We start from the raw sequence: 18,579 nt of genomic DNA on the forward strand, positions 1-18,579 counted from the left end.
GGGTGCACTCCGCCGGCCCGCCGGTGATCCTCGTCGTGTCGGCCGACGAGGGCGTGCGCGCCTCGTTGCTCGAGCCGCTGCGGCGACGGTACGCCGACGACTACCGGGTGGTCGAGGCCGACGGTCCGGCGAGCGCGGTCGCGGCGATCGAGGAGCTCGCGACCGAGGGCGGGAGCATGGCGCTCGTGCTGTCGGATGACGCGTCCCCGGTCGACGACCACGAGAGCGTCTTCGCCGCGGCCCGCCGCCGCTTCCCCGACGTGCGCCGCGGCCTCGTGATCGAGTGGGGCTCGTGGGCCGACCGGGTCACGTCCGACGCGGTGCTCCAGCTCATGACGCACGTGCAGATCGACTACTACGTGGTGCGGCCGACGCACTCGCCCGACGAGTCGTTCCACCGTGCGATCACCGACTTCCTGCGCGAGCACGAGGCCGCGGCCGGCAAGCGCCACCGCGCCTACACGGTCATCGGCGACGTCTCGCAGCCGCGCACGCACGAGCTGCGCAATCGTCTCGCGCGGGCGGGCGTGCCGGCCGACCACCTCGATCCCTCGGCCGACGACGCGGTGGCGATGCTGGATGCCGCGGGCGTGACCTACACCGGCGTGCCGCTCGTTCGCACGGCCGACGGCCGCGTGCTCGTCGACCCCGACGACGCGGAGCTCGCACGCGCCTACGGGCTCACCACCTCACTGCCCGACGAGCCCGTCGACGTGGTCGTCATCGGCGCGGGTCCGGCAGGCCTCGCTGCAGCGGTGTACGCCTCGTCGGAGGGACTCGACACGCTCGTGCTCGAAGGCGAGTCGATCGGCGGGCAGGCGGGCTCGAGCTCGCTCATCCGCAACTACCTCGGCTTCTCGCGCGGGGTCTCCGGATCCGAGCTCGCGCAGCGCGCATACCAGCAGGCCTGGGTCTTCGGCGCCCGCTTCGCGCACACGCGCCGCGTCACCGCCGTGCGCAGGGTCGACGACGGGTTCGAGCTCGACGTCTCGGCGGCCGGGGCCAACGGCGCGGCGGCCGACGTGGTGCGGGCCCGCGCGGTGGTGCTCGCGACGGGCGTGACCTACCGGCGCCTCGCTGCGCCCGGGCTGGCGCCGTTCGTCGGCTCCTCCGTCTTCTACGGCGCCTCGTCGGTCGAGGCGCGCGCGCAGACCGATCGCGACGTGCTCGTCGTCGGCGGCGGCAACTCCGCCGGGCAGGCGGCGCTGCACCTCGCCCGTTACGCGAAGTCGGTCTCGCTCGTGGTGCGCGGGCCGTCGCTCGCGGCGAGCATGTCGCAGTACCTCATCGACCAGTTGGATGCCGCGGGCGTCGGCCTCATCACGGGCTCCCATGTCGTCGACGCCGGCGCCACCCACGACGTCGACCGGCTCGACCACGTCGTGCTCGAGCGGTCGGACTCGGGCGAGCGCGTCTCGGTGCCCGCCGACGCCGTGTTCGTCACCATCGGGGCGCGCCCGCACACCGAGTGGCTGCCGCCCGAGGTGCTGCGCGACCAGTGGGGCTCGGTCATCACCGGCCCCGAGGTGCTCGAGGAGGGCGGACGACGCGCCTGGCTCGGGAGCGGCCGCGACCCGTACCCGCTCGAGTCGTCGATGCCCGGTTTCTTCGCGGTGGGCGACGTGCGGCGCGGCTCGATCAAGCGCGTGGCCTCGGCCGTCGGCGAGGGCTCGGTCGTGATCTCGACCGTGCACCAGCACCTCGGGCCCCACACCGGCGGCTGAGGCTTCCGCGCTACGCCGACTGCACCCGGTCGAGCTCGGCGTACCGCCCGCCCGCCGCGAGCAGCTCGTCGTGCGAGCCGATCTCGACGACGCGGCCGCGCTCGAGCACGACGATGCGGTCGGCGCTCCGGATCGTCGAGAGCCGGTGCGCGACGACGAGCGTCGTGCGCCCGCGCATGAGGTGCTCGAGCGCGCCCTTGATCTTCGCCTCGGACTCGGGGTCGAGCGCGCTCGTCGCCTCGTCGAGCAGCAGCACGCGCGGGTCGCGCACGAGCGCTCGCGCGATCGACAGCCGCTGGCGCTGTCCGCCCGAGAGCCGGGCGCCCCGCTCGCCGACGACCGTGTCCCATCCCTCGGGCTGCGCCTCGACGATCTCGAGCGCGTTGGCGTCGCGCAGCGCCGCGAGCACGCGCTCGTCGCTCACCTCGCCGAGGCCGTAGACGATGTTCTCGCGGATCGTCCCCTCGAAGAGCACCGACTCCTGCGGCACGACCGACACGAACCGGCGGAAGGTGCGCAGGTCGAGCTCCTCCATGTCGATGCCGTCGAGCAGCACCTGCCCGCGGGTGGGCCGGAGGAACCCGAGCACGAGGTTGAGCAGCGTCGACTTGCCCGAGCCCGACGACCCGACGAAGGCGATCGTCTCGCCGGGCCGGATGTCGAGCGAGACGTCGTCGAGGGCGGGCGGGATCCCGAGGTCGTAGCGGTACTGCACGCGGTCGAGGCGGATCCCGCCGCTCACGTCGGCCACCGCGCGCTTGCCCTCGTTGAACTCGAGGTCGGGCTCCTGCACGACCTCGGCGATCGAGCGGATCGACTCGGTGCCGCGCGCGATGACGGGCAGCAGCATGAGCAGGTTGGTGGCCGCTCCGGTGAGCAGCGCGAAGTACGAGCTCAGCAGCACCACCTGGCCGGGGGTGATGGGGATGAGCCCGGTGATCGAGATCCAGGCGGCGAGCACGAGGCATCCGACCCCCAGCAATTGCAGGCTCACCCACGACAGCGACGCGAACCGACCGTTGAGCAGGTCGAGCGCGAAGCCGGCGGTGCGGACGCCCTCGGCGCCGTGCGCGACCCGGCGCACCGCCGTCTGCTCGAGGCCGTGCGCGCGGGTGATCGGCATGAGCGTCGCCATCTCGCCCACGCGAGCCGAGAACTGCTCGACCTCGCGCCGGAACGTCTCGTTGCGCGCGGCGCTGCGCCGGTTCAGGATCGCGCGCAGTAGGACGGCCAGCGGGATCGCGAGCGCGTACACGGGCAGGAACGCGGGCACGTTGATCGCCGTCATGACGATCGCGCCGATGAGCACCATGGTCGCCGAGAGCAGCGGATGCGCCGTCTGCTGCAGCATGACCTCGACGTTCTCGACGTCGCGCACCACCTTCGTCTGCACGATCGCGGAGTTCGCCCGCGAGTGGAAGCCGATCGAGAGCGACTGGAGGCGCGCCGCGAGCGCGTTCCGCAGGTCGGCGCCGGTCGACCGCACCGCGCCCATGAAGAGGCGCGTGTAGGCGACGTGGTTCGGGTAGTTCTGCAGCAGTGCCACGAGCGCGACGCCCGCCCAGATGGCGAGCGTCGAGAGCGGGCCGCCGGCGACGACCACGTCGATGACCCCGGCCGTGACGACGGGCAGCAGCCAGAGCGGCGTGTCCTTCAGCGCGAAGAAGCCGATCGCCGCGAGCACGCGCCCGCGATGCAGGTCGAGCAGGCGCAGCACGGACCGCAGCGGATGCCGCCCGTCGATGGCGTGCTCGATCTGGGAAAGCGTTTGCCCGGTCATGCCTCCATTGTGCCGTCGATCAGGCTCGGTCGCTACGCTGGCGGGATGCCGTTCGATCCCCGCAGCATCCCGCTCGACTCCGCAGCATCCGCCGCGCTCGCACGGAACGGGCTCGAGTACCGCCTGCTCGACCCGGCGGACCGCGACGCGATGCACGCCTGGATCGAGGCGGAGAACCGCGGCTTCCACCACGGGCGACCCCGCGACGTCGACCGCGACTACGACCTCTCCGTGGCTTCCGAGCGCCGCGTGCACGGGGTCTACGACCCGACCGCCGCCCAGCCCGAGATCCCTGTCGCCACGGTCGACGCGTGGCCGACCGGGCTGAGCGTGCCCGGCGGGCGCAGCGTCGACGCGTGGGCCGTGAGCGCGGTCACCGTCTCCCCCACGCACCGCCGCCGCGGCATCGCCCGCGCGCTGATGGAGGGCGAGCTCGCGAACGCCCGTGCCGCCGGCGCCGCCGTTGCCATGCTCACGGCGACCGAGGCCACCATCTACGGCCGCTTCGGGTTCGCGCCCGCCGCGAAGGCCGCCACGATCACCGTCGACCGCCGACGCACCCACTGGGTCGGGCCGGATGCCCCGGGCCGCGTGCACTTCGTCGCGGCATCCGACCTGCGCGAGGCGGCGCCGGCCATCGCGCGCCGCGCCGTCTCCCGCACGCCCGGCGAGATCGACCGCTGGCCCGGGATCCTCGATCGCGCCCTCGGACTCGTCGACCCCGACGGCGACGGCGCCCGCTCGATCCGCGCCGTGCGCTACGACGACGAGCACGGCCAGGCCCAGGGCTTCGCGGCGTACCGCATCGCGCGCGAGCCGAACCAGCCGGGCTTCCTCGAGTTCGACTTCCTCGTCGCGGCGACCGACGACGCCGAGCGCGCGCTCTGGCGGTTCCTCATCGAGCAGGACTTCGTCACGGGCGTCCGGGCGCGGCTCCGCTCGGTCGACGAGCCGCTGCCCTGGCTCCTCGAGGACCCGCGCGCCGTGAGCGTGACCGACGTCGACGACCACCTCTGGGTGCGCATCCTCGACCCGATCGAGGCGCTGCGCGCCCGCCGCTACGGCACCTCCGGCACGCTCGTGCTCGACGTGTCCGATGGCCTGCGTCATGCGCGCGGCCGGTTCCGCCTCACGATCGACGATCGCGGCCGGGCCGAGGTCGAGCCGATCGAGGCCTCGGATGCCACGGGCCCCGGCCTGCGGCTCGGCATCGAGGAGCTCGGGGCGATCTACCTCGGCGGCGTGCGGCCGTCGCTGCTCGCGCGTGCCGCCCGCATCACGGAGACCGCGCCGCGCTCGCTCGTGCTCGCCGACCGCATGTTCGCCTCGGAGCGGACGCCGCACCTCAGCATCTGGTTCTGAGCGCGGGCGTCGCCCGCGTCGCTCGCGCAGCCACACCCCTGACCACTGACCACTGACCACTGACCACTGACCACTGACCCACTGTCAGCGGATTCGGTGTCCCGCGGCGACACACCCGACGAGCGGGCGCCGAAACGGCGCGTCGCCGTGGAACACCGAATCGAGGAACAGGCACCACGGCGGGTAAGCGGATTCCGATCGCGGCCACTCCACCCCAGTCCGGGGGGTTCCGTGAGAGCGCTCCCCCCGCGTCCCCCGGATTCCCACGAAACCTCACTTACTGTCTCGTCAGTAAGTTACGGAAGTGTTATCAACCTTTTGTTCGGCGTCAGGACATTTGGGCGCATGATGACAGTGCCGCCGCCGAGGACGACGGGGGTACCCGGAGGGGTCGACCTCAACCTTGAAGAAGGGGAGAGCCATGAAGACGTCTTCATTGGTCTCTGTCGCTGCGGTCGCCGGGGTTTCGGCACTGCTGCTGGCGGGGTGTTCGAGCGGTGGTTCCGGCGGTGAGACGGGGAGTGCCGAGGCGGCGTCGCGCGCATGCGTGATCCTGCCCGACGCCGCGTCGTCACCGCGCTGGGAGAACAACGACCGTCCGTACCTGGAGGACGGCCTCGCGGCCGCCGGGTTCGAGACGGACATCCAGAACGCGCAGGGTGACACCAGCAAGTACGCCACGATCGCGGACCAGCAGCTCAGCAAGGGCTGCGGCGTGATGCTGCTCGTGGACTACAACGGCGCAGGCGCCGCCGTGGCCGAGAAGGCCAAGGCCGAGGGCATCCCGGTCATCGCCTACGACCGCCCGATCGAGGGCGCCGACTACTACGTGTCGTTCGACAACGCCGAGGTCGGGCGTCTCGAGGGCCAGTCGATCGTCGACGGCCTGGCCGCTGCCGGCAAGGACCCGAAGACCGCGGTCGTCGTGTACATGGGCGGTGACCCCGCCGACGGCAACGCGAAGATGTTCCACGACGGCGCCGTCGAGGTCATGGAGGCCGCTGGGATCAAGCCGGCCGCCGAGCCTCCGGGCGTGTGGGACGGCGAGAAGTCCGCGACCAACTTCGAGCAGGCGCTGACCTCGCTCGGCGGCAAGGTCGACGCGGTGTGGGTCGCCAACGACACGAACGCCGCGGGCGTCATCACGATCCTCGACAAGAACGGCCTCGTCGTTCCGGTCTCGGGTCAGGACGCGTCCATCGCGGGCCTGCAGAACGTGCTGCTCGGCAAGCAGACCGCCACGGTCTACAAGCCGATCAAGCTCGAGGCCGACGCGGCCGTCGACCTGGCCTCGAAGCTGCTGGGCGGCGAAACGCCGACCGCCGACCAGGAGCTCGAGGACGGCACGCCGTACATCGCGGTCACGCCGCAGCTCGTCGGTCCCGACAAGGTCGTCGACGTGGTCGACGCCGGTGACGCCGACGTGTCCGAGCTCTGCCAGGGCGAGGTCGCGGCCAAGTGCAGCGAGTTCGGCATCCAGTAGTACGCAACCTCTGATCCGGGCCTCGGGCCCCGGCGGGCGACCGCCGGGCCCGGGGCCCGATCTCCCCCTCCCGGCCTCGGCTCCCGAGTGCCACACTGAGAGCCAGACAGCGTCGTCGTCGAAAGGAAAGCGGCATGGATGCGAGCAGGGACGGCGCCGGAACGCCGATCATCGAGCTCGAAGGGGTCGTGAAGAGCTTCGGTCCCGTGAGCGTGTTGAAGGGCGTCGACCTCCGGGCCTACCCGGGCAAGGTCACCGCGCTGGTGGGTGACAACGGCGCGGGCAAGTCGACCCTGATCAAGGGGCTCGCCGGCGTGCAGCCGTACGACGACGGCGTGGTGCGGTTCGACGGCGAGCCGGTGAACCTGCACACCCCGCGCGACGCGGCCCGCCTGGGCATCGAGGTCGTGTACCAGGACCTCGCACTGTGCGACAACCTCGACATCGTGCAGAACATGTTCCTCGGTCGCGAGGAGACGGAGTGGGGCACGTTCGACGAGGGCCGCATGGAACGCGACGCCTCCGACACGCTCCGTTCGCTGTCGGTGCGCACCGTGAAGTCGGTGCGGCAGAAGGTGTCCAGCCTCTCGGGCGGCCAGCGGCAGACCGTCGCCATCGCCCGCGCGGTGCTGAAGAAGGCGCGCCTCGTGATCCTCGACGAGCCGACCGCCGCCCTGGGCGTCGCGCAGACAGAGCAGGTCCTGCACCTCGTGCAGCGCCTCGCCGAGCAGGGCGTCGCGGTCATCATCATCAGCCACAACCTCGCCGACGTGTTCGAGGTCGCCGATTACATCAGCGTCCTGTACCTCGGGCAGATGGTCGCGTCCCTCGACGCGGACCAGACCACCCGCGACGATGTCGTCGGCTACATCACCGGCACGAAGACGCCGCAGGGAGCGACCGCATGAGCACGCAGAAGACGTCGCCGGCACCCGACACGTCGGTGACCGACATCCCGGCCGACCGCATCGGCTCCGGCCAGGAGGGGTCGCTCGGCGACCAGATCCAGGCGTACTTCCAGCGCCTGCGCTCCGGCGACATGGGCGCCCTGCCCGCCGTCGGCGGGTTCGTCGTGCTGACCATCCTGTTCAGCTTCCTCAGCCCGTTCTTCCTGACAGAGCGCAACTTCGCGAACCTGCTCACCCAGGCCGCGACGCTCGTCATGCTCGGCATGGCGCTCGTGTTCGTGCTGCTCCTCGGCGAGATCGACCTGTCCGCGGGCGTCACGTCCGGCATGACCATGGCGCTGTTCATCGTGCTCGTGAACGTGAACGCCGTGCCGTGGCCGATCGCGCTCGCGGTCGCGTTCCTGGTGGGCATCCTCACCGGCACGTTCATCGGGTTCTTCGTCGCCAGGGTCGGCATCCCATCATTCGTGGTCACCCTGGGCCTGTTCCTCGGCTACCAGGGCATCACGCTCTGGATCATCGGGGCGGGCGGCCTCTACCGGGTGCAGATCCCCGAGATCACCGCGATCCAGAACTCGAACATGCCGGTCTGGGCGGGCTGGGCCATGCTCGCCGTGATCCTCGCCGTGTCCGCGGCGACGTCCTTCTGGGACCGCGCCCGCCGCAAGCGGGCCGGCGTCGCGAACCGCACCATCTCGCTCGTGTGGATCAAGCTCGGCGTCATCGCCGTCATCGGCGGCGCGGCGATCGCGATCCTCAGCCGCAACCGCGGCCAGTCGGTCGGCGTGGTCGAGGGCGTGCCGATCGTCGTCCCGATCGTGCTCGTCATCCTCTGGATCGGCACCTTCGTCCTCGACCGCACGCGGTACGGCCGCTACCTCTACGCGATCGGCGGCAACGCCGAGGCGGCCCGTCGCTCGGGCGTGAAGGTCATGCTGATCCGCTGGACGGCGTTCATCTGCTGCTCCACCCTCGCGGTCGTGTCGGGCCTGTTCTCGATCAGCAAGGTCGGCTCGGTCGACGCCGCCGCCGGACGCGAGATCGTCCTGTCCGGCGTCGCGGCCGCGGTCGTCGGCGGCGTCAGCCTCTTCGGCGGACGCGGCCGCCTCATGCACGCCGCGATCGGCGCCCTCGTGATCGCCGTGATCACGAACGGCCTCGGCCTGCTCAACCTGCCCGCGGGCGTCAACCTCGTCGTCACCGGCAGCGTCCTCATCCTCGCCGCCACCGTCGACGCCCTCAGCCGCGTCCGTGCCGGCGGCTCGGTCCTCCGAACCTGACCGCTTCACCCCGGTCGGCATGACGGATGCCGCGACGCCGCGTCGCGGCATCCGTCATGTTCAGGGGCGGCAGGCGACCGCCGGCCGCAGTGCTCGAGCGGACTCGCCGACGCCGGGCGTGGCCGGACCGGACTAGATCGCGTCCTGGCGCGGGAAGATCACCTTCTCGACGATGATGATGAGCGACGCCGCGACCGGGATCGCGACGAGCGCTCCGAGCACGCCGCCGAGTGTGCCGCCCGCCACCGCGGCGATCACGACGAGCGCACCCGGCACGGCCACCGCGCGATTCATGATGCGCGGGCTCAGGACGTAGGCCTCGACCTGCATGTAGACGAGGTAGTAGATGCCCGCGGCGATCGCGGTCGCCGGCGACGCGGTGAGGCACGTGAGCGTGATGATGATCGCGCCCGTCAGCGTGCCGACGAGCGGCACGAGCGAGGCGAGGAAGGCGATGAACGCGAGCAGGATCGGGAAGGGCGCGCCGATGATCGACAGGAAGATGAGGCTCAGCACGCCGTTGATGGACGCGAGGCTCACCTGGCCGATGACGTAGCGGCCGACCGAGCCCGTGACCTCCTCGGCCACCGACCGGAACTGCGCGCGGTGGCTCGCCGGCACGAACCGGGACGAGTAGCGCTTCATCGCGTCGAGCGAGGCGAGGAAGTAGAGCGTGAGGATCAGCACGATCACCGCGCCCGTGAACCCGCCGGCGATGCCGGCGCCGACCGCGAGGATGCCGCCCGTGAGGGCGCCGAGGTTGGCGGGGTCGCCGAGCCAGTCCACCGCCGAGGCGATGGCGGCGTCGAGGCTGAGGCCCTCGCCGCCGATCGACGCGATCCAGGCCACGAAGTCGCTGTTCCTGACCCCGTCGACGATGGAGTCCCAGTCCTCGATGATCTTCGTGGTCTGCTCGACGACGATCGGCACGATGGTCGCGATGAGGGCGACGAACACGCCGATCACGATGACGAAGACCAGCAGGATCGCGAGCCAGCGCGGCACGTCGTGCTTCTGCAGCCAGCTCACGACCGGGTCGAGGCCGAGCGCGAGGAACAGCGCCAGCGCGACGTAGAGGATCACGGTGCCGAGCTGGCCGACGATGCCGCCGAGCAGCAGCGCGAGCAGCACGCCGATCGCGCCGACGAAGCCGATGCGGAACGCTCGGATCTTCACCTCGGGCGCGTGCGTGTCGGCGTTCGCCGTGACCTCGGCCGCAGGCGGCGGCTCGGCGGGAACCCTGCGTCTCCACATGCGAGCGACGCTACGCGTTCCCCGGCTCGCCGCGCCGCGCCGCGCCGGTGTGGCGTCTGGTGCGGCATCGCGCCCCAGGGCGACCGTGACCGGCTCCGCGCTCGGCGCGATCGGGCGCGGCTCGGTGTCAGGGGGCCCAGACACCCGACACCGCCCCGGCGACCGCCACGACGGCGATCGCGAGTCCCCCGACGGCCGAGCTCGCGAGCATGGCGGTGCGGGTGCCCGACGCGCGGGCGGCGCCGGCACGCGGATGCCCGCGCCCGTGCTTCCCGCGACCATCGATGATCATCGAGCGGATGATGTCGCGCAGTGTCGCCGCGACCTCGTGCGCGGTCGGCCGCTTGGCCGGGTCGTCGTGCGTCATCGCGACGAGCAGCGCGCGCCACTCCTCGGGCAGGTCGTCGGGGATCGACGGCGGCCGGTGCAGTCGCGCGAGCGCCGCCTCGACGGCTGAGCCGGTGTACTCCCGCTCCCCCCGCAACGACTCGAGGATCACGAGCCCGAGCGAGTACACGTCGCTCGGCGTGCCGACCGCTTCACCACGAACCTGCTCGGGCGAGATGTAGGCGGCCGTGCCCATGATGGCGCCGTCGCTCGTGAGGCGGGATCCGTCGACGAACTGCGCCACGCCGAAGTCGGCGAGCTTCGCGAGCAGGGTGTAGCCGAACGTGGGCGTCTCATCGAGGAGCACGTTCTCGGGCTTGAGGTCGCGGTGCACGATCGATCGCGCGTGCACGTAGGTCAGCGCGTCGGCGAGCTGGGCACCGACATCGGCCACCTGACGCGGTTTCATCGGCGACCTCGCCAGGCGATGCGCGAGCGAACGGCCCTCGACGAGCTCCATCACGATATAGCGACGCGGGCGCCCGTCGTGCACGAGCGTGCCGGCGTCGTGCACTCCGACGAGGCCGGGGTGGTTGAGCGTGCCGAGCAGGTGGATCTCGCGCTCCCGACGCTGCCGGTCGGCGATGGTGTCGTCGTCCTCGCGGAACACCTTGATCGCCACGTCGCGACCGAGTTCGGTGTCGCGTGCGCGATACACGTCGGCCATCCCGCCCGAGCCGAGGTGATCGAGGAAGTCGTACCGGAGCCGCGGGGGCGCCGCGGTCAGGGGATCGGACGGAGAGGGGTCGGTCATGGTCTGCTCCTGCTGTCGTACGTCGTCGAGGTCGGGTGGCGCACCGCATCGGTCATCCATGCGTATTGCTAGTTTATCTAACTAGGTTTCCAGCGGGATCCCCTTGACAGGGACGGCGCGGCATGCGAAAGCGGCCGTCAGGCGCGCGCGGACCGGTCGGGCTTCCTCGTCGCGGGCGCCGGTGCATCCGTCGTCGCTGCAGGCCGGGGCACGCTGTCGACCGCCTCGCGCATGCGGTCGAGGAACCCCAGGACCGTCGCCGCCTGCTCGGCCGTGAGGGACTCGGCGACCTCGATCATGCGGCGATGCATGTCGCCGAGCGTGGCGCGCACCTCGTCGTCGCTGTCGATCGTCGGCGCGACCACGAGGGCCCGGCGGTCGGTCGGGTGCGGCCGTCGCTCGACGTGGCCGCTCCGCACGAGGCGGTCGATGAGCACGGTCGTCGACGCCGTCGAGATGCTGAGGTGGGCGGCGAGGTCCTTCGGGCTCACGATGCGGCCGGCGGACTGCGCCTTCAGCAGGAACCGGATGGCGAGCAGGTCGGTCTCCCCCATGCGCATCGCCGATCGCGTGCGCCGTCGCATCGCGGCCTCCGCGGCCCGGTAGTCGCGGAGCGCGTTGAGCACCGCGACACCCCGGCGGGTGCCATCGCCCGCATACCAGTAGCCCGAGGACCGCCGCTCGTCCATGCCGACAGACTACATGAACTGATTACTAGATGATCTAGCGAAACCGGATCGTCGACGACCCGGACCGAACGGATGCCGCGAAGCGGGAATGGATCCCGGCCCGACGCGTTGTCTCTCCGGTGTGGGGTGGTTCGCCGCGCCCGACGCGACGGAAACGCGGCGACGAGGAGGAACGTGACCGAGCAGACCGCCGTGGGATTCCGCTCCGAACGCGGGCCGGTGCTGATCGCGCTGATGCTGTGCACCGGGCTCGTCGCGATCGAGGCGACGATCCTCGCGACGGCGGTGCCGTCGATCGTGGCGGACATCGGCGGCTTCGCGCAGTTCCCCTGGCTGTTCTCGATCTACCTGCTCGCCCAGGCCGTCTCGGTGCCGGTCTACGCCAAGCTCGCCGACACGATCGGCCGGAAGCCGATCATCCTGGTCGGCATCGGCACGTTCCTCGTCGGGTCGATCCTCGCGGGCTTCGCATGGGACATGACGTCCCTCATCGTCTTCCGCGCGATCCAGGGCCTCGGCGCCGGCGCCGTGCTGCCCGTGTCGATCACCATCACGGGCGACATCTACACGGTGCGCGAGCGCGCCCGCGTGCAGGGCTACATCGCGAGCGTGTGGGCCGCGTCATCCGTCATCGGACCGTCGCTCGGCGGCGTCTTCGCCGAGTTCCTCTCGTGGCGCTGGATCTTCTTCGTGAACATCCCGCTGAGCATCCTCGCGGCGTGGATGCTCATCCGGAACTACCACGAGACGGTGGAGCGCAAGAAGCACCGCATCGACATCGCGGGCGCGGCCGTGCTCACGGTCGGGCTCACCCTGCTCATCCTCGCGGTGCTCGAGGGCGGCCAGGCCTGGGCGTGGAACTCGTGGCAGAGCATCGCCGCGTTCGCGATCGCGGCGCTCCTCCTCGTCGCCTTCGTCTTCATCGAGCGGCGGGCCGCCGAGCCGGTGCTGCCGCTCTGGGTGTTCTCGCGGCGCCTCATCCTCACGACCTCGCTCATGTCGTTCGGCGTGGGCGCGGTGCTCATCGGCCTGACGTCGTACGTGCCCACGTTCCTCGAGGTCTCCGCGGGAGCGACCCCGCTCATCTCCGGACTCGCGGTCGCCGCGCTCACGCTCGGCTGGCCGATCTCGGCGTCGCAGTCGGGACGCCTGTTCTTGCGGATCGGGTTCCGCAACACGGCGTTCCTCGGCCTCGGCATCGCGGTGCTCGGCACGGCCGGCCTCGTCGCGGCGACGTTCGTGCCGAACCCCGTGACGACGGCGATCGCCTGCTTCGTCGTCGGCCTCGGACTCGGCCTCGTGGCCTCCCCCACGCTCATCGCCGCGCAGTCGTCGGTGCCGTGGGAGGAGCGCGGCGTCGTCACGGGGGCGAACATGTTCCTCCGCTCGATGGGCAGCGCCGTCGGCGTCGCGATCTTCGGCGCGGTCGCCAACGCCATGATCGACGCGTCCGGGCTCGGCGCCCACTCCGCCGCGGCGATCCAGGGGGCCTCGGCCGCGGTGTTCATCGGCGTCGCGATCGCGGCGGTCGCGACGATCGCCGGCGCCGTCGCGATGCCGCGCGCGCACGTCGACGACATCGAGCATCGTCCGGCGGAGCAGGAGCAGCCGGCGCGCGTCGCCGAGTAGCGCCCGCCGCGCTCCGCTCGCGTCCTCGGTCGTCGACCGGGGGACTCGACGGCCGGGCTCACGGCAGCCCGGCGGGCCCGATCACCTCGTGGTCGAACGTCCGCATCCAGCGCTGCCGGGTCGTCCGGTACTCCGCGTGCGTCGAGAACCGGTAGTGGTACGCGTGCGCCCGCACCCATGTCGGCGCCTCGCCGTCGAACGGGTCGTGGCGCAACAGGGCGAGCGTCGCGGCATCCGCCTGCAGCAGCCGCAGCAGGAACACCTCGAACCACGGCTCCCACATGCGCCCGAGCGGCAGGAACCACATGAGCCAGTCGAGCCGCAGGTGGTACGGCGCGAACTGCCGCGGGATGCGCCGCACGTCGCCGGGCTTGCCCTTGAACGCGTACTCGCGCCACTCCGACGCGTCGTCGGGGAACTCGTCGAGCGTGCCCTCGACCACGATCTCGATGCGCCGCTTGGTGACGGTGCCGAAGGCCCCGTAGGCGTTCACGAGCATCCACCGGTTGAAGCTCGCGTTCATGAGCTGCCGCCGCGAGAGCAGGTTCCTGATCGGCCACCAGCTCAGCACGACGAGGAGCACGGTCACCGCCGCGACGATGGCGAACCACCAGATCGGCGTCGTCGCGGCATCCGTGCCGAGGTCTGCAGGGATCGCCGGGATGAGCCAGTGCCAGGCCGAGTCGGTGATGGCGGATGCCGCGAGCACGACGGTGATCCAGTTGAGCCAGGCGAAGTTGCCGGTGACGATGAGCCACAGCTGGGTGAGGATGACGATCGTCGCCGCGATCGAGCCCACCGGCCCCGGGACGAACAGCAGGAACGGCACGACGAGCTGCGCGAAGTGATTGCCGAGCACCTCGCCGCGATGGAACCACTTCGGCAGCAGGTGGGCCTGCCGGCTCAGCGGGTTCGGCATGGGCTGCGTCTCGTGGTGGTACATCAGCGCCGTGAGGTCGCGCCACTCGCGACCCCCGCGGATCTTGATCATGCCCGCGCCGAACTCGAGCCGGAACACCAGCCACCAGACGAGCACGATGATCGTGAGGGGCGGCGGCTGGTCGTTCGAGCCGAGGAACGCGATCGTGAACAGCGCCTCGCAGAGCAGCATCTCCCACCCGAAGCCGTAGAACGTCTGGCCGACGTTCACGATCGAGAGGTAGAGGATCCAGAGCGCCAGGAAGACGAGCATCGGCACGAACGGCGGGCCCAGCTGCGGCAGCCCCAGCACGACGGATGCCGCGAGGACCATGCCCGTGATCGCGATCGCGACGAGGCGGCCGTCGGTGTAGCCCCAGCGGAACAGCGTCGGCCCCCGCAGCCGTCGCGCGATGCGCAGCAGCTCGGGGACGGGCAGGAGCCCGTGCTCGCCGAGCAGCGGCCGGAACTGGTTCAGCGTCGAGAGGAACGCGACGAACGCGAGCGCGGCCACCCCGCGCTGGAGCACCTGGCGGGCGATCTCGTAGTCGTGCGCGTCGAACCAGTCGAGCCAGTCCACGTGCTCACGCTACGCCTCCCCGGTGGTCGAGTAGCGCCGCGAGAAGGGCGACGCGTCTCGAAACCGGCCGCCCGCCGCCTCAGGAGATGCCGAACCGCTCCTTCAGCGCCAGCTTCGCCGCCCACCACCCGTTCATGCCGTGCACCGCCGGCCCGGGCGGCGTCGCGCTCGAGCACAGGTACACGCCCTCGAGCGGCGTGCGCCAGGGCTTGGTCGAGACGACCGGCCGCTTCACGAACTGCCGCATCGAGAGCTCGCCCGCGTAGATGTCGCCGCCGACGTAGTTGGCGTTCTGCGCGCCGATCTCGACCGCCGAGCGCGAGGCCGACGCGAGCACGAGGTCGCGGAATCCGGGCGCGAACCGCTCGACCTCGCGCGTGACGAGCTCGGTCGCGTCGAGCGTCGAGCCGGCCGGCACATGCGTGTAGGCCCAGAACACGTGCTTGCCGGTGGGCGCACGGCTCGGGTCGACCACGGTCGGCTGCGTCGCGAGCACGTACGGATGCTGCGGCGCCGCGTCGTCCACGCCGGGCTGGAGTCCGGCCCGCACCGCGTTCTCGGCGGCGGCGATCTCCTCGCGGCTGCCGCCGAGGTGCACCGTGGGCGCGAGCCCGACCTCGGGATTCGTCCACGGCACCGGACCGTCGAGCGCGAAGTCGACCTTCGCCACGCCCGAGCCGTAGCGGTACGTCCGCAGCGCCCGCCGGTAACGGCCGGGAAGGTCTGCGGACAGGAGCAGGTCGGGCGCGGTGTCGAGCAGCACCGCGCGACTCCCCCGCACCTGGTGGAGCGAGGTCACCGGGGCATCCGTGACGATGCGGCCGCCGAGGGAGAGGAGCTCGTTCGCGAGCGTGTCGGCGATCTGCTGCGAGCCGCCCTTCGGGAAGCCCCACCCGACCCCGTGCCCGTGCATGGCGAGCAGCAGGCCGGCGCCCGCCGACGCGAGCGAGGGCATGCCGCCCGCGGCATGCGCCACGACGCCCGTGAACATGGCCGGTGCGACGTCGCGCGAGAACCGGGCGTTCCAGCGGCGCGTGCCCTGCTCGAGCGCGCGCAGCCCGAACCGCACCGCCGCGATCGGGTCGCCCGGCATCCGCAGCAGCTGGGAGCCGGTGAACGACACGACCCCGCGCTGCCGTGCGAGCAGCGGCGCGATGAGCCGCCGCCACGCACGGCCGTCTGCGCCGCCGATCGCCTCCACCGTGCGATCGAGGTCCCGCCACGCCACCCCGGCGCGACCTCCGTCGAGCGGGTGCGCGTAGGAGACCTCGGGCACGATCCACTCGATGCGGTCGAGCAGCCCGAGGCGGCGGAAGACGGGCGACGCGAGGGCCGCCGGATGCACCGCCGAGCACACGTCGTGCTGGAATCCGGGCAGCGTCAGCCCCGCCGATCGCACCCCGCCGCCGATCGACGACGCGGCCTCGAACACGCGGACCGAGAGCCCGGCGCGCGCGGCGACGACCGCCGCGACGAGACCGTTCGGCCCGCTGCCGACGACCGTGACGTCGACGACGTCGGTCACGCGCTCAGAACCCGGCTCCCATGGTGTTCGTGTAGATCCACGGCAGTCGGTCCATCACGAGCCGGTGCTGGGTGCCCTCGGCGTCGGGACCCTCGTCGGGCACGGCCGGGTCGTTCTCGCGGAGGCGGCGCTCGTCGGCGTACTCGTCGTCCTCCTGCCAGATGATCGTGCGGCCGTCCTCGCTGAACCGGCTCACATACGGCGTGATCTGCCCGGAGCGCAGTTCGGCGAGCGCCTCGTCGACGGATCGGGCGCGCTGCAGTCCGTGCAGCGTGACCCACGTCGGCGGCCAGAGCGTCATCGCCCCGGCCGCGTGCCGGTCGAGCGCGTCGACGGGTCGCAGCCACTCGACCGCCATGACCTCGTCGGGCGCCGGGCGGATCTCGCCCTCGGGTACCCGCACCGCGAAGAACGTGGTGCGCAGCTGCTTCGGCGAGCCCTTGGGCGGGGTCCAGTGCGAGAACGGCACGAGGTCCCAGCGGTCGAGCTCGAGCCCGATCTCCTCCTGGGTCTCGCGCACCGCGGCGCGCCGCGCGGCATCCTCGGTGTCGATCGGGCCGCCGAGGGCGTCGGAGTCGTCGACGGCGCCGCCTGGGAAGACCCAGGCTCCGGCGAAGGAGCCCCGATCGCGCGGGCGTTCGGCCAGGAGCACCTCGAGGCCCCGCTCGCCGTCGCGCAGCAGCACGACGGTCGCCGCTGCCCCGGGAACCTCGTCGTTCGTCAGGGATTCAAGGTCGCTGTCCATTCACCCAGACTAGGACGGTCGGGCCGGACGCGCACCGATCACTCCCGGCCGGATGCAGCCCGCGCTCGATACACTGCCGACATGCACGTGCCACGACTGCGCGGTCCCGACAGCGAGGCGGTGTCGCCGCTCGCGACCCTCGTGCGTGCGCCGAATCCGGGGCCCATGACCCTCGACGGCACGAACTCCTACGTACTGCGCCGTCCCGGATCGGCCGGAGTGGTCGTCGTCGACCCGGGTCCGTCGATCGCCGAGCATCTCGAGCACCTCGCAGGTTTCGGCACGGTCGAACTCGTGCTCCTCACGCATCACCACCCCGACCACAGCGAGGCGCTCCACGAGTTCGCCCGCCTGGTGGGCGCGCCCGCGCGGGCGATCGACGCGCAGTACTGCCTCGACGCCGATCCGATCGTCGACGGCGAGCGGCTGCAGGTCGCGGGCATCGAGCTCGAGGTCGTCGCCACGCCCGGGCACACGGCCGACTCGGTCAGCTTCCACCTGCCCGGCGACGGCGACCACGGCTCCGTGCTGACGGGCGACACGATCCTCGGCTACGGCACGACGATCATCGCCGACCCCGACGGCGCCCTGGGACCGTACCTCGAGTCGCTGCGGCGACTGCGCACGCTCGGCGAGCACGCGGGCGGGCCGGTCGCAGTGCTGCCCGGACACGGACCGGTGCTGCGCGACCTCGCCTCGATCGCCGACGACTACCTCGCGCACCGCGCCGAACGCCTCGACCAGATCCGCGGCGCGCTCGAGAAGCTCGGGGCCGAGGCGACGGTCGCCCAGGTGACCGACCTCGTCTACGCCGACACGGATGCCGCGGTGCGGCCCGCCGCGGAGGCATCCGTTCGAGCACAGCTCGTGTACCTCCGCGGGCGGGCGTAGCACCGCGGCATCCGTTCGTTCGGTGCGGGCTCGCGCCCGGCGGGCTCGCGACTACGCGACGAGTGCGACGCCCGCGTTCCAGCCGACCTTCTCCTGCACGGCGAGCGTGAGCTGGAGGAAGCCGACCGACTCGAGCTCGCGAGCACGGGAGAGCGAACCCGCGTCGACCGCGTTCACGCCGCCGGCGCGCACGATGTCGATGAGCGCCTGCTTGGCGAGGTCGTCGTCGCCGGCCACGAGCACGGTGGTCGGGTGCGCGTCGCCGACGGTCTTCGTGGCGAGCGTCGCGGCGAAGTTCGTGTTGAACGCCTTGAGCACGCGCGACTCGGGCAGCGACTTGGCGAGCTCGCTCGCGCGTGAGCCGTCGGCGGGCGCGACGAGGGAGTCGAAGGTCTCGAAGTTCAGCGGGTTCGTGATGTCGACCACGACCTTGCCTGCGAGCTCAGCGCCGCGGGCGGCCACGATCTCGTCGAGCGAGGTGTGCGGCACGGCGAGCACCACGAGGTCGCCCGTGATGGGCTCGCTCGCGTCGCGCCCGACGAACTCGACGGTGTTGCCGCCGGCCGCCACGATGCCGCCGATGGCGGTGCCCATGTTGCCGTTGCCGATGATGCTGACGGTGGTCATATCGTCCTCCCTGCGCCCGTTCGGACGCAATTACTTGTAGGTA

Annotated in this window: 15 protein-coding genes; 7 read left to right on the top strand and 8 right to left on the bottom strand. The window is 71.6% G+C overall.

The genetic code is table 11. The features are described from left to right. Positions 1-2 precede the first annotated feature (2 nt). Positions 3-1,724 (top strand): FAD-dependent oxidoreductase, encoded by a 1,722-nt coding sequence (locus ACWGO8_RS03205; RefSeq protein ID WP_452041689.1) that lies wholly within the window; start codon positions 3-5, stop codon positions 1,722-1,724. Positions 1,725-1,734: 10 nt separating this feature from the next. On the opposite strand, the gene ACWGO8_RS03210 is transcribed toward ACWGO8_RS03205, so the two are convergent. Then, a complete protein-coding gene (locus ACWGO8_RS03210; protein ID WP_452041690.1) occupies positions 1,735-3,504 on the bottom strand; it encodes an ABC transporter ATP-binding protein in 1,770 nt (589 codons plus the stop codon). A gap of 45 nt (positions 3,505-3,549) precedes the next feature. On the opposite strand from ACWGO8_RS03210, the gene ACWGO8_RS03215 reads away from it, so the two are divergent. The 4 genes from ACWGO8_RS03215 (at position 3,550) to ACWGO8_RS03230 (ending at position 8,537) form a co-directional block, all read left to right on the top strand. Further along, positions 3,550-4,866, top strand: coding sequence for a GNAT family N-acetyltransferase (locus tag ACWGO8_RS03215; protein WP_452041691.1), 1,317 nt, complete (start codon positions 3,550-3,552; stop codon positions 4,864-4,866). A 547-nt stretch (positions 4,867-5,413) separates the two neighbouring features. After that, a complete protein-coding gene (locus ACWGO8_RS03220; protein WP_452041692.1) occupies positions 5,414-6,349 on the top strand; it encodes a sugar ABC transporter substrate-binding protein in 936 nt (311 codons plus the stop codon). Positions 6,350-6,483: 134 nt separating this feature from the next. Further along, a complete protein-coding gene (locus ACWGO8_RS03225) occupies positions 6,484-7,257 on the top strand; it encodes an ATP-binding cassette domain-containing protein (RefSeq protein WP_452041693.1) in 774 nt (257 codons plus the stop codon). Continuing rightward, complete coding sequence (locus tag ACWGO8_RS03230) at positions 7,254-8,537, top strand: sugar ABC transporter permease (protein ID WP_452041694.1); 1,284 nt, start codon at positions 7,254-7,256, stop codon at positions 8,535-8,537. Before ACWGO8_RS03225 ends, ACWGO8_RS03230 begins: the two co-directional genes overlap by 4 nt. A 132-nt stretch (positions 8,538-8,669) precedes the next feature. Here ACWGO8_RS03230 and ACWGO8_RS03235 read toward each other — a convergent pair whose 3' ends face one another. The 3 genes from ACWGO8_RS03235 to ACWGO8_RS03245 all read right to left on the bottom strand — a co-directional run bounded on the left by ACWGO8_RS03235 (position 8,670) and on the right by ACWGO8_RS03245 (position 11,621). Continuing rightward, the gene (locus tag ACWGO8_RS03235) at positions 8,670-9,791 is read right to left on the bottom strand and encodes an AI-2E family transporter (protein WP_452041695.1); all 1,122 of its coding nucleotides are present in this window, start codon (positions 9,789-9,791) and stop codon (positions 8,670-8,672) included. 127 nt (positions 9,792-9,918) lie between these two features. Next, a complete protein-coding gene (locus ACWGO8_RS03240) occupies positions 9,919-10,932 on the bottom strand; it encodes a serine/threonine-protein kinase (RefSeq protein WP_452041696.1) in 1,014 nt (337 codons plus the stop codon). Positions 10,933-11,069: 137 nt separating this feature from the next. Next, on the bottom strand, positions 11,070-11,621 hold the full coding sequence (locus ACWGO8_RS03245; RefSeq protein ID WP_452041697.1) for a MarR family winged helix-turn-helix transcriptional regulator: 552 nt from the start codon (positions 11,619-11,621) through the stop codon (positions 11,070-11,072). Between the two features lie 234 nt (positions 11,622-11,855). Between ACWGO8_RS03245 and ACWGO8_RS03250 the strand changes: the two genes are divergently transcribed. Then, positions 11,856-13,250: an MDR family MFS transporter gene (locus ACWGO8_RS03250; protein ID WP_452043512.1), complete on the top strand. Its 1,395-nt coding sequence runs from the start codon at positions 11,856-11,858 to the stop codon at positions 13,248-13,250. Positions 13,251-13,308: 58 nt separating this feature from the next. On the opposite strand, the gene ACWGO8_RS03255 is transcribed toward ACWGO8_RS03250, so the two are convergent. The 3 genes from ACWGO8_RS03255 to ACWGO8_RS03265 all read right to left on the bottom strand — a co-directional run bounded on the left by ACWGO8_RS03255 (position 13,309) and on the right by ACWGO8_RS03265 (position 17,018). Beyond that, a complete protein-coding gene (locus ACWGO8_RS03255) occupies positions 13,309-14,748 on the bottom strand; it encodes a lipase maturation factor family protein (protein WP_452041698.1) in 1,440 nt (479 codons plus the stop codon). A gap of 79 nt (positions 14,749-14,827) precedes the next feature. Continuing rightward, positions 14,828-16,273: a phytoene desaturase family protein gene (locus tag ACWGO8_RS03260; protein ID WP_452041699.1), complete on the bottom strand. Its 1,446-nt coding sequence runs from the start codon at positions 16,271-16,273 to the stop codon at positions 14,828-14,830. A 4-nt stretch (positions 16,274-16,277) separates the two neighbouring features. Next, positions 16,278-17,018 carry an NUDIX hydrolase gene (locus tag ACWGO8_RS03265; protein WP_376956189.1) on the bottom strand — a complete coding sequence of 247 codons (741 nt, stop codon included), beginning with the start codon at positions 17,016-17,018 and terminating at the stop codon, positions 16,278-16,280. Positions 17,019-17,099: 81 nt separating this feature from the next. Between ACWGO8_RS03265 and ACWGO8_RS03270 the strand changes: the two genes are divergently transcribed. Beyond that, positions 17,100-17,909, top strand: a complete 810-nt coding sequence (locus tag ACWGO8_RS03270) for an MBL fold metallo-hydrolase (RefSeq protein WP_452041700.1) — start codon at positions 17,100-17,102, stop codon at positions 17,907-17,909. A gap of 51 nt (positions 17,910-17,960) precedes the next feature. Here ACWGO8_RS03270 and ACWGO8_RS03275 read toward each other — a convergent pair whose 3' ends face one another. After that, a complete protein-coding gene (locus tag ACWGO8_RS03275) occupies positions 17,961-18,536 on the bottom strand; it encodes an NADPH-dependent F420 reductase (protein ID WP_376956187.1) in 576 nt (191 codons plus the stop codon). Positions 18,537-18,579 lie beyond the last annotated feature (43 nt).

This window comes from Agromyces sp. NPDC055661, assembly GCF_053618135.1.